The 14,129-nt window shown below is 68.7% G+C and carries 14 protein-coding genes; 9 read left to right on the forward strand and 5 right to left on the reverse strand.

Annotation, left to right across the window (positions count from 1 at the left end; translation table 11 throughout):
- Positions 1-264: 264 nt before the first annotated feature.
- The 3 genes from ACFYRY_RS36945 to ACFYRY_RS36955 all read left to right on the forward strand — a co-directional run bounded on the left by ACFYRY_RS36945 (position 265) and on the right by ACFYRY_RS36955 (position 3,782).
- Positions 265-1,377 carry a LacI family DNA-binding transcriptional regulator gene (locus ACFYRY_RS36945; protein ID WP_389155953.1) on the forward strand — a complete coding sequence of 371 codons (1,113 nt, stop codon included), beginning with the start codon at positions 265-267 and terminating at the stop codon, positions 1,375-1,377.
- Between the two features lie 265 nt (positions 1,378-1,642).
- Positions 1,643-2,725 (forward strand): metallophosphoesterase, encoded by a 1,083-nt coding sequence (locus ACFYRY_RS36950; protein ID WP_389155956.1) that lies wholly within the window; start codon positions 1,643-1,645, stop codon positions 2,723-2,725.
- A gap of 193 nt (positions 2,726-2,918) precedes the next feature.
- Positions 2,919-3,782: a hypothetical protein gene (locus ACFYRY_RS36955; RefSeq protein WP_389155958.1), complete on the forward strand. Its 864-nt coding sequence runs from the start codon at positions 2,919-2,921 to the stop codon at positions 3,780-3,782.
- A gap of 159 nt (positions 3,783-3,941) precedes the next feature.
- Here the strand turns inward: ACFYRY_RS36955 and thiC are convergent, their stop codons facing one another.
- On the reverse strand, positions 3,942-5,726 hold the full coding sequence (gene thiC / locus ACFYRY_RS36960; protein ID WP_389155961.1) for a phosphomethylpyrimidine synthase ThiC: 1,785 nt from the start codon (positions 5,724-5,726) through the stop codon (positions 3,942-3,944).
- A gap of 253 nt (positions 5,727-5,979) precedes the next feature.
- On the opposite strand from thiC, the gene ACFYRY_RS36965 reads away from it, so the two are divergent.
- Positions 5,980-7,674 carry a YibE/F family protein gene (locus ACFYRY_RS36965; protein ID WP_389155964.1) on the forward strand — a complete coding sequence of 565 codons (1,695 nt, stop codon included), beginning with the start codon at positions 5,980-5,982 and terminating at the stop codon, positions 7,672-7,674.
- Between the two features lie 89 nt (positions 7,675-7,763).
- On the opposite strand, the gene ACFYRY_RS36970 is transcribed toward ACFYRY_RS36965, so the two are convergent.
- The 4 genes from ACFYRY_RS36970 to ACFYRY_RS36985 all read right to left on the reverse strand — a co-directional run bounded on the left by ACFYRY_RS36970 (position 7,764) and on the right by ACFYRY_RS36985 (position 10,262).
- The gene (locus ACFYRY_RS36970) at positions 7,764-8,201 is read right to left on the reverse strand and encodes an SsgA family sporulation/cell division regulator (protein ID WP_389155967.1); all 438 of its coding nucleotides are present in this window, start codon (positions 8,199-8,201) and stop codon (positions 7,764-7,766) included.
- Between the two features lie 99 nt (positions 8,202-8,300).
- On the reverse strand, positions 8,301-9,038 hold the full coding sequence (locus ACFYRY_RS36975; RefSeq protein ID WP_389156256.1) for an IclR family transcriptional regulator: 738 nt from the start codon (positions 9,036-9,038) through the stop codon (positions 8,301-8,303).
- A 536-nt stretch (positions 9,039-9,574) separates the two neighbouring features.
- The gene (locus ACFYRY_RS36980) at positions 9,575-9,787 is read right to left on the reverse strand and encodes a DUF5326 family protein (protein ID WP_389155970.1); all 213 of its coding nucleotides are present in this window, start codon (positions 9,785-9,787) and stop codon (positions 9,575-9,577) included.
- A gap of 157 nt (positions 9,788-9,944) precedes the next feature.
- Complete coding sequence (locus ACFYRY_RS36985; protein ID WP_389155973.1) at positions 9,945-10,262, reverse strand: cupin domain-containing protein; 318 nt, start codon at positions 10,260-10,262, stop codon at positions 9,945-9,947.
- 58 nt (positions 10,263-10,320) lie between these two features.
- Between ACFYRY_RS36985 and ACFYRY_RS36990 the strand changes: the two genes are divergently transcribed.
- From ACFYRY_RS36990 to ACFYRY_RS37010, 5 genes are all read left to right on the forward strand, one after another.
- The gene (locus ACFYRY_RS36990) at positions 10,321-10,698 is read left to right on the forward strand and encodes a phage holin family protein (RefSeq protein ID WP_389155976.1); all 378 of its coding nucleotides are present in this window, start codon (positions 10,321-10,323) and stop codon (positions 10,696-10,698) included.
- 7 nt (positions 10,699-10,705) lie between these two features.
- Positions 10,706-11,197, forward strand: coding sequence for a low molecular weight protein-tyrosine-phosphatase (locus ACFYRY_RS36995; protein ID WP_389155978.1), 492 nt, complete (start codon positions 10,706-10,708; stop codon positions 11,195-11,197).
- Positions 11,194-12,363 carry a cystathionine gamma-lyase gene (locus ACFYRY_RS37000; RefSeq protein WP_389155981.1) on the forward strand — a complete coding sequence of 390 codons (1,170 nt, stop codon included), beginning with the start codon at positions 11,194-11,196 and terminating at the stop codon, positions 12,361-12,363. Before ACFYRY_RS36995 ends, ACFYRY_RS37000 begins: the two co-directional genes overlap by 4 nt.
- A 227-nt stretch (positions 12,364-12,590) precedes the next feature.
- Positions 12,591-13,532, forward strand: a complete 942-nt coding sequence (locus ACFYRY_RS37005) for a LysR family transcriptional regulator (protein WP_389155984.1) — start codon at positions 12,591-12,593, stop codon at positions 13,530-13,532.
- A gap of 87 nt (positions 13,533-13,619) precedes the next feature.
- On the forward strand, positions 13,620-14,102 hold the full coding sequence (locus tag ACFYRY_RS37010) for an NUDIX domain-containing protein (RefSeq protein WP_389155986.1): 483 nt from the start codon (positions 13,620-13,622) through the stop codon (positions 14,100-14,102).
- The last annotated feature ends 27 nt before the right edge of the window (positions 14,103-14,129 follow it).

Below are 14,129 nucleotides of genomic sequence, written 5' to 3' on the forward strand. Positions count from 1 at the left end.
TCCAGGGGCGCGGCTACATATATCTACGCGCCGGTAGCTCGCGCCGTGGCGCGCGTCCCCCGTAAAGGTGAGTTGAGACCGCTTCGAAACATCAGATACTTGGCAGGCCGGTGCGCGCCGACAAGTCACCTCCTGCTTCTGGATCACTCAACTACCTTAGTTTCCAAGGCTATTGACCCACTAACACCTTGCAGAAACGTGCCTGTCAACGCGTGCATATGCGTCCGCCCTACCCCACCGCATGAGCCCTACTATCGGCTCGCCATGACAGCAGCAGGGAAGCACCAGGTGAGCCGCGCGGAAACCTCACGGCGAGGCAGTCGGCCGGGGCGGGCGGGCATCAGAGACGTCGCCGCCGCCGCCGGAGTGTCCATCACGACCGTCTCCGACGCCCTCAACGGGAAGGGCAGGCTCCCGGACGCCACCCGACGCCATGTCCGCGAGGTCGCCGACCGGCTGGGGTACCGACCGTCGGCGGCCGCCCGCACACTCCGTACCGGCAAGTCCGGACTGATCGGTCTGACCGTGACGACATACGGGGATGAACCTTTCACCTTCACCGAGTTCGCGTACTTCGCGGAGATGGCACGGGCCGCCACCTCGGCCGCACTCGCCCGCGGCTACGCCCTCGTCATCCTCCCCGCGACCTCCCGCCACGACGTGTGGTCGAACGTCGCCCTCGACGGCACGGTCGTCATCGACCCCTCCGACCAGGACCCGGTCGTCAGCGAGCTGGTCCGGCAGGGTTTACCGGTCGTCTCCGACGGCCGCCCGGCGGGCCCGCTCCCGGTCACCGCCTGGGTCGACAACGACCACGAGGCCGCCGTACTCGGCATCCTCGACCACCTGGCCGACGCCGGCGCCCGGCGGATCGGTCTGCTGACCGGAACCACCACGGACACGTACACCCATCTGTCGACCACCGCTTACCTGCGCTGGTGCGAGCGTGTGGGCCAGGATCCGGTGTACGAGGCCTATCCCGCGCACGATCCGTGCGCGGGCGCCGTCGCCGCGGACCGGCTGCTCGCCCGCCCCGACCGCCCCGACGCCGTCTACGGTCTCTTCGACCCGAACGGCACCGACTTGCTCACCGCGGCCCGCCGCTACGGGCTGCGCGTGCCCGACGACCTGCTTCTGGTGTGTTGCAGCGAATCCGCCGTGTACGCCAACACCGAGCCCCCCATCACCACGCTCTCGCTGAAGCCGCGCCATATCGGCACCGCCGTCGTCCAGCTCCTCATCGACGCCATCGAGGGGGTCGCGTCGGACCAGCCGGTCGAGCAGGTGATACCGACCGAGCTGATCGTGCGTACCTCGTCCCAGCGACGTCCGCCGCGGACGACGGTCAGCCCGCCGCGGTCACCCGAGGAGAAGTAGCGCCGCGGCGGCTGGGGGATGGCAAGCGCGTTCCACGCGGCGGGACAAGGGCCGTCACCCCCGCAGCGACGTTGGTCACAGGGCGGTCGAAGACCTGCGCAATCGGGGCGAAAGCCGCGATGAACTGGAGTCTTGATGGGATTCACCACCCCTGGGTCATCACACAGCGCGATCCGCATTCCTATGATGGGCGCACGACACCGCGGGCCGCTGCGACCAGGCAGTCCGATGCGGTGCAGGTGCGGCGCGATGGTGGAGGGGTCTGATGACTCAGGGGGCCGGTCAGGGACCCGAGGTGGAGCGGACGGCGACGTTGCGCGACTTCCGGGTGCCCGCGTACGTCCATGAGACCGGTCCGTACCCGCAGGGCGTGCACGCCGGTGACACGGTCAGCCCGGTCGAGGAACCGCTGCAGCATCCGGAGGGCTACACCCCCACGGAGCGCGACCTGCCGGTCATCAACCGGGGAGACACGCTTCAGACGGCCGTCGATCCCGAGCCCGTCCCGGCCCCGCAGCCGACGGCCGGCCCCGGCCCGCTGTTCGTCGTCGGAGATGTGCACGGTTACCTCGACGAGCTGGTGGGCGCCCTCCAGGAGAAGGGGCTCCTGGACGCCGAGGGCAACTGGTGCGCGGGCACCGCCCGGCTGTGGTTCCTCGGCGACTTCACCGACCGCGGCCCGGACGGCATCGGCGTCATCGACCTCGTGATGCGGCTGTCCGCCGAGGCCGCCGCGGCAGGCGGCTACTGCAAGGCGCTCATGGGAAACCACGAGCTGCTGCTGCTCGGTGCCAAGCGGTTCGGCGACACTCCCGTCAACTCCGGCGCGGGCACCGCCACCTTCCAGGCGGCCTGGCTGCTCAACGGCGGTCAGAAGACCGACATGGACCGTCTCCAGGACCACCATCTGCAGTGGATGGCCCGCCTCGACGCCATGGAGGAGGTCGACGGCCATCTGCTCGTGCACTCCGACACCACGGCCTACCTCGACTACGGCGACTCGATCGAAGCGGTCAACGACACCGTTCGCGAGACGATCACGCGCAATGACGCGGACGAGGTGTGGGACCTGTTCCGCAAGTTCACGAGGCGCTTCTCCTTCCGCGACGAAGGCGGCCCCGACCATGTGCGTTCCCTGCTCGACACGTACGGCGGCACCCGGATCGTCCACGGCCACAGCCCCATCCCCTACCTCCTGGGCCAGGTCGGCTCCGAGGACGGCGACGACCCCTCAGGTCCCGTGGTCGAGGGGGCGCATCTCTACGCCGAGGGACTCGCCATCGCGATGGACGGCGGCGTGACCATGGCCGGAAAGCTGCTGGTCCAGCAACTGCCGTTGGATATCTGAACGTTCACAGGGCAGGCGCTCCCCCACGGAGGTCCGACCGACGACGGTACTGGCCACAGGGCATTTTAGGTAAACCCCCTGTCACGCCGTACCGTCATCGCTCTACCATCGGCTTATCCGTAGCAGGCTCCCCTCCGTTTCTGCCCGACGGCTCGTCAGCGTGCGAGCCCCAAGCCCTACGGAGCATCGGGGGATGCACATGAACAGCGTTCCGCAGCACCTGCTGAGCGAGGACCGCCAGGATTACGAGCGGATCCTCGATGAGGTGCTGCGCTCCGCACCACACCGACCGGAACTGGCCGATGTCGGACAACGGCTCAACCCGGAACAGCTGCGCACCATGGCGCTCAACGCCACCGCACTCATCACGGCGGCCGCGGCGACCGAGTACCAGCACTATGTGAAGGTCCGCGAGGAACTGCGCCACCCGGCGCCGTCCACCCCGTCGTCCAACCGCGAAACCGGATCCGCGGATCCGGGCACCGGCACGATGGGGCTCGCCGCCACCATGGGAGAGGTCGCCGAGACCACCGGCGCGGGCGCCATCGCCGTCGTCGCTGTCCTGGCACCCGTCCTGGCCGGAACCGCCGCGGCGATCTTCCTGCTCGTGGGTTACATCCTGAAGATGCTCGACCCCGAGCCGGCGTTCGCCCAGACCATGCTCACTACCGGATGGGTGTTCGGTGCCGTGACCGCGGCAGCGATCCTCGTCGCCGCCGTCGGACTGCTCCTCACCGCCCTGCGCAACAGGCCCGCGCTCGCGGCCGGTGCGTACGGCGAGATGAGCGCGGAAGTGACCCGGGCCAGGGAAGACTGGCGCGAGGCACTGTTGGAGCGCGGCATCATGCCGTTTCTGCGAGAGGCGCTCGCGGACCCCGGCACCGCCGCACTGCGCCGCATGGAACCACCGGCACCGACCAGCCGCATGCCGAACCTGGGCTACGGCCGTCCCGGTTTCAGCAGCCCGGACGAAGGCGCCGGCGGCTCGCGCCCGAGCTTCACGAGCCCGGACTACACCAGCCCGGACTTCGGGGGTCCGGACCACCAGCCCGAGTAGCAGTCGGGCTCCGCCCTCACGGCTTGCGCCCCCACTCAGGGGAGCGCAAGCCGATGACCGACGTCGGGGGCTTCCGCCGGCTTCAAGCCCCCTGTCCGGCCCACGTCCCAGCGGGCCGGTCAGGAACGGGGACCTGTGCCGGGCGGAAGGGCTGCCGGGTCAGTCCGCGATCGGCAGATACACGCGGTTGCCCGCTGCCGCGAACTCCTTGGACTTCTGGGCCATGCCCTCCTCGATCTCCTCCGGGCTTCCGCCGTGGCGGCGGCGAATGTCCTGGGAGATCTTCATCGAGCAGAACTTGGGTCCGCACATGGAGCAGAAGTGAGCCGTCTTCGCGGGCTCGGCCGGCAGCGTCTCATCGTGGAACTCCCGTGCCGTGTCCGGGTCCAGGGCGAGGTTGAACTGGTCCTCCCAGCGGAACTCGAAGCGGGCGTCGGACAGCGCGTCGTCCCACTCCTGCGCACCTGGGTGCCCCTTGGCGAGGTCGGCTGCGTGGGCGGCGATCTTGTAGGTGATGACACCGGTCTTGACGTCGTCCCGGTTGGGCAGGCCCAAGTGCTCCTTGGGCGTGACGTAGCAGAGCATGGCCGTGCCCCACCAGGCGATCATCGCGGCACCGATACCGGAGGTGATGTGGTCGTACGCCGGCGCAACGTCCGTCGTCAGCGGGCCGAGCGTATAGAACGGAGCTTCATCGCAGATCTCCTGCTGAAGGTCGATGTTCTCCTTGATCTTGTGCATCGGGACATGTCCCGGGCCTTCGATCATGGTCTGTACGTTGAAACGCTTGGCGACCCGGTTGAGTTCCCCGAGCGTGCGCAACTCGGCGAACTGCGCCTCGTCGTTGGCGTCCGCGATGGAACCGGGCCGCAGGCCGTCGCCGAGCGAGTACGTAACGTCGTAGGCGGCGAGGATCTCGCAGAGTTCCTCGAAATTCTCGTACAGGAAGCTCTCCTTGTGGTGCGCGAGGCACCACGCGGCCATGATCGACCCACCGCGGGAGACGATGCCGGTCTTGCGGTTCGCCGTCAGCGGTACGTACGGCAGCCGTACGCCCGCGTGGACCGTCATGTAGTCCACGCCCTGCTCGGCCTGTTCGACGACCGTGTCCTTGTAGATCTCCCAGGTCAGTTCCTCGGCCCTGCCGTCGACCTTCTCCAGGGCCTGGTAGAGCGGCACCGTGCCGATGGGAACAGGGGAGTTGCGCAGCACCCACTCGCGAGTGGTGTGGATGTTGCGGCCGGTGGACAGGTCCATGACCGTGTCGGCGCCCCAGCGGGTCGCCCAGGTCATCTTCTCGACCTCCTCCTCGATGGAGGAGGTGACCGCGGAGTTGCCGATGTTGGCGTTGACCTTCACCAGGAACCGCTTGCCGATGATCATCGGCTCGATCTCCGGGTGGTTGACGTTGGCGGGGAGCACGGCCCTGCCTGCCGCGATCTCCTCCCGGACCACCTCGGGGGAAACGTTCTCTCGGAGGGCCACGTACTCCATCTCGGGCGTGATCTCGCCCCTGCGGGCGTACGCGAGTTGAGTGACCGCGTTCCCGTCGCGACTGCGGCGCGGCAGTCGGGGCCGTCCTGGGAAGACCGCGTCGAGATTGCGCAGGCCCCCTCGGGGTGAGGTGTGCTTGATCCCGTCGTCCTCGGGACGGGCGGGGCGGCCCGCGTACTCCTCGGTGTCGCCGCGACCGACGATCCAGTTCTCTCGGAGGGGCGACAGACCCCTGCGGACATCGGTCTCGACCAGCGGATCGGTGTACGGGCCGGACGTGTCGTACAGCGTGACCGACTGACCGTTGGTGAGGTGCACCTGTCGGACCGGCACCCGCAGATCGGGGCGTGAGCCCTCGACATACGCCTTGTGCCAGCCGATGGACTTCCCGGCCTCCTGGGACTCTTCGTCCTGAACGGAGGCAGGCGTGCGTGCGTCCTTGTTGGTCATGTGACCTACTCCCTACGCCGGCATTACCCGGTAACAGGTTCGGCGGTCGACGCAGCCGCTTCCGTCTGCCGACGTTTCGTGTGCAACATCACTCACATGTGGCGATGTTTCATGTGAAACATGGCTGGGACGGAGGTCAGCGCCCTCTCAGCCCGGTGCTCCGAGCTCCCGCGTGTTCAAAGGTGGCTCCACGCTAGCGTCAATTCGGGCGCGCTGAACAGAGGGCCCCTGTCGTTCTTGCGATGATCGGTCGGTGACCACGACAGATCAGCCTGGGTACCCGCCGCCCGAACCGCGCCGCGGGTTCGGTCGCGGAGATGGCGACCATGGCTCTGGTAGCGGGCAGTGGGCCGGTGGTGGGCAGTGGGCCGGTGGTGGGCAGGGGCCCGGTGCCGGGCAAGGGCCCGGGGGCGGGTACGGGCCCGGTGACGGGCCGGCGTATGGGCACGGTTCCGGTGGCGGACCGGGACACGGGCGCGGTTCCGGGGGCGGCCCCGGTCCACGGTCCGGGCCAGGCGAGGGCGGCGGGCACGGGGGCGGTCATGGCCACGGGCCTGGTGACGGTGATGGACCGGGGCCGGATCTCGAGGGCGGTGGGCCCGGGCACTCACACGGTCACAGCCACAGTCATACTCCGGCTGCCCCCGTCTCCCAGCACCTGCGCAAGGTCATCGCCGCCATCCTGATCCCGTTCGGGGCCGCGGTGCTGATCGGGCTCGCGGTGTTGTGGCCCGGGGGCGCGCCCGCTCACGAGCGAACCGGCGTCGGCTTCGACCGGCAGACGCAGCAGGCGACGGTCACGAAGGTCGTGAGCCTCAGCTGCAAGTCGGTGAACGCCTCCGGGGGTGCTCCGACGGGCGACACGTCCACCGCTGGGGGCTCGTCCGCCCAGCAACAGGCGAACGGCACCTGCAAGCGGGCCACGATCCGGGTCGACTCCGGCGAGGACAAGGGCCGTACGTTCACGGAGATCGTGCAGCCGGATCAATCGCGGCAGTTGCACGAGGGCGAGAAGGTCGTGGTCGCCTACGAGCCCTCCGCGCCGAAAGACCTTCAGTACTCGGTCACCGACGTGAACCGCAGGCTGCCGATGGCGCTGCTCGCCGGGATCTTCGCCATCGCCGTGGTGGTGGTGGGCCGACTGCGCGGCGTGATGGCACTGGTCGCGCTGGCCATCAGCTTCATGATCCTGAACTTCTTCATCCTGCCCGCGATCCTGCAGGGCTCGAACCCTCTGCTCGTGGCGGTGATCGGGGCGAGCGCCATCATGCTGATCGCGCTGTACCTGTGCCACGGACTGTCGGCCAGGACCTCCGTGGCAGTGCTCGGAACCCTGATCTCGCTGTTCCTGATCGGTGTTCTGGGATCGCAGTTCATCGGCTGGGCCGCGCTCACCGGCAACACCGACGACAACACCGGACTGATCCACGGCCTGTACCCGTCGATCGACATGAGCGGTCTGCTGCTCGCCGGCGTCATCATCGGTTCGCTCGGTGTCCTGGACGACGTGACGGTCACCCAGACGTCGGCGGTCTGGGAACTGCACGAGGCCAACCCGTCGATGGGCTGGCGCGGCTTGTACCGCGCGGGCATCCGCATCGGCCGCGACCACATCGCGTCCGTCGTCAACACACTCGTCCTCGCCTACGCGGGCGCCGCCCTGCCGCTGCTGCTGCTCTTCTCGATCGCCCAGAGCAGCGTGGGGGCGGTCGCCAACAGCGAGTTGGTCGCCGAGGAGATCGTGCGCACGCTGGTGGGCTCGATCGGCCTGGTCGCCTCGGTGCCGGTCACCACGGCCCTCGCGGCCCTGGTGGTCTCGGCCGACCGGCCCGAAACGGCGACGTCCGCCGCCGTGGCAGGGGCGGGAGTCACAGGGACGGGACCGGTGCCGGTGGTCGACCGCCCCGCTCCGGCACGCGGCGGGAAGGGACGTCGACGCAAGCACTGACGGGGAAGGCTCGGCAGGACTCGGCGCACCTCCTCCGTCGCACTCCCTGGCATCACCCGAACAGAAGCGTTCCTGCGTGCCGTAGCGTTTCAGCCCGTGCTCTGCTCCTCCGCCAGGATGCGGTCCAGCGCCTCGTCGAGGTGGGCGTCGAAGTCGGCAAGTGCACCCTCCTGGCCCAGCGGCACCAGCTTGTCGGTGCGGTCGAGGAACGCGACAAGCGGTGCCGTGGACGAGCGGAACAGGGCCTGGTCGCTGCCGACCTGAAGCCGGATCAGTACGTCACCCAGCGTGTCGGCGTCCGCGGGTGCGACCCGTACGTCGCCCTCCCCGCACGGCCGCCCCACTCCGTCGACCAGCAGCTCACGACCGAAGGCCCAGGTCACCGGGGCATCACCGGGCAAATGAAAGGTCAGCCGGACGGCATACGGATCGCAGGTCTCGTAGCGCAGCTCCACCGGGATGCGGAAGGACAACTCCTCGGACACGAGAAAACTCATCATGACCTCTGCCTGTACGGACTCTCGCATCGCCTACCCCGTCGTGTGACGTCGTCTGGCCGGGAATGATCCCTCTGACACTGTTGGCATCTTGCTGAACGTGTACGCTAGATCACAAGGAGTGAGTTTTCAGATACTGATAGAGAGCGCGAGCGACCCGAGAAGCCGCCCCACCGCGTTCTGCAACTGCCGCGTCGCCGCGGGCAGACGATCAGCCTGGTGCGCGGGAAGAGAAATGGCCATGGTCGCGGCTGTCGTGCCCACAGTGATCGGAATCGCCGAGCACACCGCGCCCAGCGCGTACTCCTGGCGCTCCGTCACCGCGTCCATCCGTCGTAGGCGTTCGAGCCGCCGTAGCAGTGTGTGACTGTCACGCACCGTGTACGGAGTGAGGGACTGCACGGGGTGCCGGTCGAGGTGGTCGCGGCGGTCGTCCTCGTCCAGTTGGGCCAGCAGGCACTGGCCGATGGCGTGCGCGTGCCCGGTCTCGCGGAAGTCGGCCCATTCCTCGACCGCCGGATTGCCGGGGGCGTCGGAGACGCACACGACCTCGATCTCGCCGTCGCGGTACATGGCGTAGTACACGGGGACCCCGAGGGCGTCACGCCAGTCGGCGAGCGTGTCGACGACGGTGCTGCGACGTTTCTGCCGCGCGCCGCTGCTGCCCAGTCGCTCGGCCGCCTCACCGAGGAAGAACAGTCCCTTGTCCCGGGACAGATAGCCCTCGTGCACGAGGGTGCGCAGCAGGTGGTACGCGGTGGGGAGGGCCAGACCCGTCTCGCGGGCCAGTTGCTTGGCGGGCGCTCCGTGCTGGTGCTCGGCGACGGCCTCCAGCAGGCGCATGGCGCGCTGCACCGACCCGATCAGGGTGGCGGAGTGCGGTGCCGTGGTGGATTCCGTCGCGTTCCGCTGGGCGGGAGGCGTCTGCCGCTGCGTGGGACGCGTCTGCCGCTGCGCGGGTGGGGACACCGGCGAGCGTGGCTGTGCGGGAAGCCCGGACAGCGCGGGCCGCTCGGTGGATGTCGTCGACGAGCGCGGGCGTCCTGTCGGCGCCGCGGGTTGCTCGGGCGGGCGGATCCGGGACTCCGGAGCCGGCACGGCGACCCGGGCCTCAGCGGGGGGTCCGGGGGTTTGCGTGTGGGCGGTGTCAACCGTGGCCAAGGGGCACTCCCGAAGCGCGAGGGGGCGGTCCGTGCTGGGGAACACGGGAGGGCTGGTACGCCGCTCACGGGGGCTCGTCCCCCGCGACGCGTCCGGACTCTAATCGCCCCTCGTCGCTCGCAGACGGCCTGCCCGGGAAACTTCCCTCGCGCGAGGGAACCGGTGATTCCTGTTACCGATCGCCGGTTGCCCTGCGTGAACCTCTCACTTGTCGCCCGAGACGGCCCGGTCGCACCGGGCGATCACCAGTCGCTGCGTGACGAGGAGCTGGAGGTGAACTTCCGTACGACGTAGATCAGTCCGCCGACCAGCGCCACGAAGACCAGCAGCTTGAACAGCAATCCGATGACGAAGCCGACGACGCTGGCGATCAGCCCACCGAACACGACCAGGGCGATGACCGGCACCGCAACCCACTTAATCCACCACGGCAGTCCCGCGAAGATCTCTCGCATCGCCCCAACCTCTCCGATACCTGTCCACACCCGGCGCTCTTGGTGCCGGATCTTCCAATGTCCTGCACTCGATGCTAGGGCGAGGAAGTGGCCGGCGGACGCCTCGCATCCCTTGTCCGCCCCTGACTGATCCCCTAGGGAACCCTGACGTCGTGGGTCACCTCTCGGGCGGAGAGAACACCACCATCACCCTGAGGTCCTCGCTGATGTGGTGGAACTTGTGTGCGACACCGGCCGGTACGTACACCACGCTGCCCCGCGCCACCTCGGTGGTCTCCATGCCGACGGTGATCGCCGCGCGACCGCTGACGACGAAGTACACCTCGTCCTGGTTGTGCGGTTGCTGGGGGTCGCGCTCGCCCGCGTCGAGCGCGTACAGCCCGACCGACATGTTCCGCTCGCGCAGGAACTGCAGGTACGCGCCGTCGTTGGCGGCGCGCTCCGCCTCCAGTTCATCCAACCGGAATGCCTTCATCTACTTAGTCCGCCCCTGCCCGTACTCGTAACCGATCTCGTCTGCCACGATCAGACACATGAAGAATTTCGTAGTCAAGACGATCGCCAACGCGGGCGCCCTGGCGGTCGCCGTCTGGCTGCTGGACAAGATCACCCTGACAGGTGACAGCACCGGCAAGAAGATCTGGACACTGATACTCGTCGCCCTGGTCTTCGGGCTGGTGAACTTCCTGGTCAAGCCCATCGTGAAGGTACTCACCTTCCCGCTGTTCATCCTGACCCTCGGCCTGATCACCCTGGTGGTCAACGCCCTGATGTTGCTGCTCACCTCGTGGCTGGCCGACAAGCTCGACCTGAGCTTCCACGTGGAGGGCTTCTGGACGGCCGTCCTGGGCGGCCTGATCATCTCGATCGTCTCGTGGGCGCTCCACGTCGTCCTGCCCGACGAGGACTGAACACACCATGACCTACCGCGTCTGCTTCGTCTGCACGGGCAACATCTGCCGTTCCCCGATGGCAGAGTCGGTCTTCCGTGCCCGCGTGCGGGAGGCCGGGCTCGACGGCCTGGTGGAGATCGACAGCGCCGGCACGGGCGGCTGGCACGAGGGTGACGGTGCCGACTCGCGTACGGTGTCCGTTCTGGTGGACAACGGCTACGACAGCACGCACACCGCCCGGCAGTTCCAGCCCTCCTGGTTCTCCCACCTCGACCTCGTCATCGCCCTCGACACCGGCCACCTCAGGGCACTGCGCCGTCTCGCGCCCACCCCGGAGGACGCGGACAAGGTACGGCTGCTGCGTTCCTACGATCCCGCCGCGGGCGCCGACCTCGATGTGCCCGACCCCTATTACGGGGAGATGGACGGCTTCGAGGAGTGCCTCGAGATGGTGGAGTCGGCGAGCGAGGGTCTGCTCGCCGCGGTACGCGAGGATGTGGAGGGGCGGGCAGCATGAGCGGCTCCGGCGAGGGCGACGAGATCGGCACGGCGGGTTCTGCGGGCGTCGGGGACGGCACGCGGGCGGTGCGGGCCGGACTGCCCGAGCCGGTCAAGCACGAGCCGACCCTGCCCGGCCCCGTCTTCGCCGCGCACTTCCATCTGCCGGGTGAGGTGACGGGTCCCTACGGCTACGGCCGCGACGACAACCCCACCTGGACCCTGCTGGAGCGCGCGATCGGCGGTCTGGAAGCGCCCGGGCAGGACGGCGTCGAGACGCTCGTCTTCGCCTCCGGGATGGCCGCCATCTCGTCGGTGCTGTTCTCACAGCTGCGCGCGGGGGACGCGGTTGTCCTGCCCGACGACGGTTACCAGGCGCTGCCGCTGGTGCGTGCCCAGTTGGAGGCATACGGCATCGAGGTGCGGACCGCGCCGACCGGCAACGACGCTCAACTCGATGTCCTCGACGGCGTGAAGCTGCTGTGGATCGAGAGCCCGTCGAATCCCGGGCTCGACGTGTGCGACATCCGACGGCTCGTCAAAGCGGCACACGCGCGTGGCGCCCTGGTGGCGGTCGACAACACGCTCGCGACACCGCTGGGGCAGCGCCCACTGGAGCTGGGCGCCGACTTCTCCGTGGCCAGCGGCACCAAGCAGCTGACCGGCCACGGCGATGTCCTCCTGGGATACGTCACCGGTCGCGACGCCGAGGCCATGGCCGCCGTACGCCGTTGGCGGAAGATCGCCGGGGCGATCGCGGGCCCCATGGAGGCCTGGCTCGCGCACCGTTCGATCGCCACGCTGCACCTGCGGGTCGACCGGCAGAACGCGACCGCCCTGGTGCTGGCCGAGGCACTGCGGGAGCGCCCCGAGGTGACCGGGCTGCGTTATCCCGGGCTGCCCGAGGACCCCTCGCACCAGGTCGCCTCGCAACAGATGCGCCGCTACGGCTGCGTGGTCTCCTTCACGCTGGCCACCCGCGCGCGGGCCGACCGTTTCCTCGCATCGCTGCGGCTGGTGGACGAGGCGACCAGTTTCGGCGGGGTACGGTCCACGGCCGAGCGGCGTGGGCGGTGGGGCGGCGACGCCGTGCCGGAGGGCTTCATCCGTTTCTCGGTCGGCGCCGAGGACCCTGAGGACCTGGTGGCCGATGTGCTGCGTGCGTTGGATGCCTCGGCACCCTGACCGCGTCGTACCCGCCCCGTTTGCGGCTTCCGCCACCTACAACGGACGGTCCGAGCCTCCCCCCTCGTGGCTCGGACCGTCCCCGGTTCTGCGCGCGAAGAACCACCCGACCAAGGCTAGTTGACTCTGTGTCAGTGTCCAATCACAGTAGCGACAGAGGCCTATCGACATATTTATAGTTGGGCCCTGCCTCGGGGCGGGAGAAGGGGAAGGGGAGGGCGTTCGCCATGGATCTGGCCTTGCTGCGCACCTTTGTGACGGTGCACCGGGCCGGTTCCTTCACCCGCGCCGCCGCTCTGCTCGGACTGTCCCAGCCGGCCGTCACCTCGCAGATCCGTACGCTGGAGCGGCAGTTGGGACGCCCCCTGTTCCTGCGGCAGGCCCGCGGGGTGACCCCGACGACCATCGGCGACGAACTCGCCCACAAGGCAGCTCCGCACCTCGACGCCCTGGTGGAGATCGCCGAGACCGGCCTCGACGACGAGTCCTCCCTGCGCACCCTGCATCTCGTCGGGCCTCCCGAGTTCACCGCCGAGCGGGCGTTACCGGCGCTCACCGCATTGACCGGCGAGGACGGACAGGGTTTCGCGCTGCGCACTTCCTTCGGGAACGCCGAGGAAGCCTTGGAGGGGCTGGCCGCCGGACATCATGATCTGGCCATCAGTACGGCCCGTCCGCGCGGCGGTCTGCTCACGGCGACTCCGCTCTGCGACGAGGAACACGTCCTGGTCGCCGCTCCACGGTGGGTCGAACTGCTCGGCTCCGGAAAACCCCGCCGCAGAGGCACACGAGCGCTGGAGAACGTTCTGGCACTCAAGGGGGCACACGCGCTGGAGAGCGTCCCCGTGGTCGAGGTCCACGAGTCCTTGCCTTTCGTCTCCCGCTACTGGGCCTCCGTCTTCGACTCCCGCCCCGCCGCCCCGGGCACCGTGATCGTCCCGGACCTGCGTGCGGCCCTGGCGTGCGCGGCCGCGGGCGCCGGGCTCGCCGTGCTGCCCCGCTATCTGTGCGCCACCGCTCTGCGGCGCGGTGACGTCGTCGCGCTGCACGATCCCGCGGTGCCACCGCTACGCACGTACTTCCTGTCGGTGCGGACCGGAACGCTCGCGATGCCTCATATCGCACGGGCACACGAGTGGCTTCTCCGGACGGCCGGCGACTGGTGCTGAGCCTCGATTTCCGCTGGTGACAGGCTGGATTCACCCGGTGACAACTCGCGATGTTTCACGTGGAACCAACGGGGCCACATTCCTCCCATGACCGTCCGACCCGTGGTCAAGCGCACCGCACGCGCCGTCCTGCTGGACGGTGACGACCTGATCCTGATCAAGCGCACCAAGCCTGGTACGGATCCCTACTGGCTCACTCCCGGCGGCGGGGTCGAGCCCGACGACCCGACCGTCATCGACGCCCTCCACCGCGAGGTGTACGAGGAACTCGGCGCCAAGATCACCGACGTGGTGCCGTGCTTCGTCGACACGGTCGAGCACATCGGCGAGGACGGCGGCGCCACCGGCGTGAAGGTGCAGCACTTCTTCGTCTGCCATCTGGAATCGATGGATCCCGCTCTGCGTCACGGTCCTGAGGTGGACGAGCCCATCGGCGAGTACGAGATCGTGCGGGTGCCCTTCACCCGGATCGGCATCGCATCCGTCCATCTCGTGCCCCTGTCCCTGCGGCACTACCTGGACGGCAACATCGAAGGCGTACGCGCCATGCACGCACCGGACCTCGGATGACAGACGTCAGGCCCAGCTGACGGTTCG

The organism is Streptomyces sp. NPDC005263, assembly GCF_042872365.1.
Lineage (GTDB): Bacteria > Actinomycetota > Actinomycetes > Streptomycetales > Streptomycetaceae > Streptomyces.

Bases quoted from the DNA above. Each gene is read 5' to 3' on its own strand.
- ACFYRY_RS36990 (WP_389155976.1), top strand. From the start codon at position 10,321: ATGAAGAATTTCGTAGTCAAGACGATCGCCAACGCGGGCGCCCTGGCG.
- ACFYRY_RS36955 (WP_389155958.1), top strand. From the start codon at position 2,919: ATGCACATGAACAGCGTTCCGCAGCACCTGCTGAGCGAGGACCGCCAG.
- ACFYRY_RS36980 (WP_389155970.1), bottom strand. From the start codon at position 9,787: ATGCGAGAGATCTTCGCGGGACTGCCGTGGTGGATTAAGTGGGTTGCG.
- ACFYRY_RS37010 (WP_389155986.1), top strand. From the start codon at position 13,620: ATGACCGTCCGACCCGTGGTCAAGCGCACCGCACGCGCCGTCCTGCTG.
- ACFYRY_RS36950 (WP_389155956.1), top strand. From the start codon at position 1,643: ATGACTCAGGGGGCCGGTCAGGGACCCGAGGTGGAGCGGACGGCGACG.
- ACFYRY_RS37000 (WP_389155981.1), top strand. From the start codon at position 11,194: ATGAGCGGCTCCGGCGAGGGCGACGAGATCGGCACGGCGGGTTCTGCG.
- ACFYRY_RS36985 (WP_389155973.1), bottom strand. From the start codon at position 10,262: ATGAAGGCATTCCGGTTGGATGAACTGGAGGCGGAGCGCGCCGCCAAC.
- thiC (WP_389155961.1), bottom strand. From the start codon at position 5,726: ATGACCAACAAGGACGCACGCACGCCTGCCTCCGTTCAGGACGAAGAG.
- ACFYRY_RS36945 (WP_389155953.1), top strand. From the start codon at position 265: ATGACAGCAGCAGGGAAGCACCAGGTGAGCCGCGCGGAAACCTCACGG.
- ACFYRY_RS36995 (WP_389155978.1), top strand. From the start codon at position 10,706: ATGACCTACCGCGTCTGCTTCGTCTGCACGGGCAACATCTGCCGTTCC.
- ACFYRY_RS36970 (WP_389155967.1), bottom strand. From the start codon at position 8,201: ATGCGAGAGTCCGTACAGGCAGAGGTCATGATGAGTTTTCTCGTGTCC.
- ACFYRY_RS37005 (WP_389155984.1), top strand. From the start codon at position 12,591: ATGGATCTGGCCTTGCTGCGCACCTTTGTGACGGTGCACCGGGCCGGT.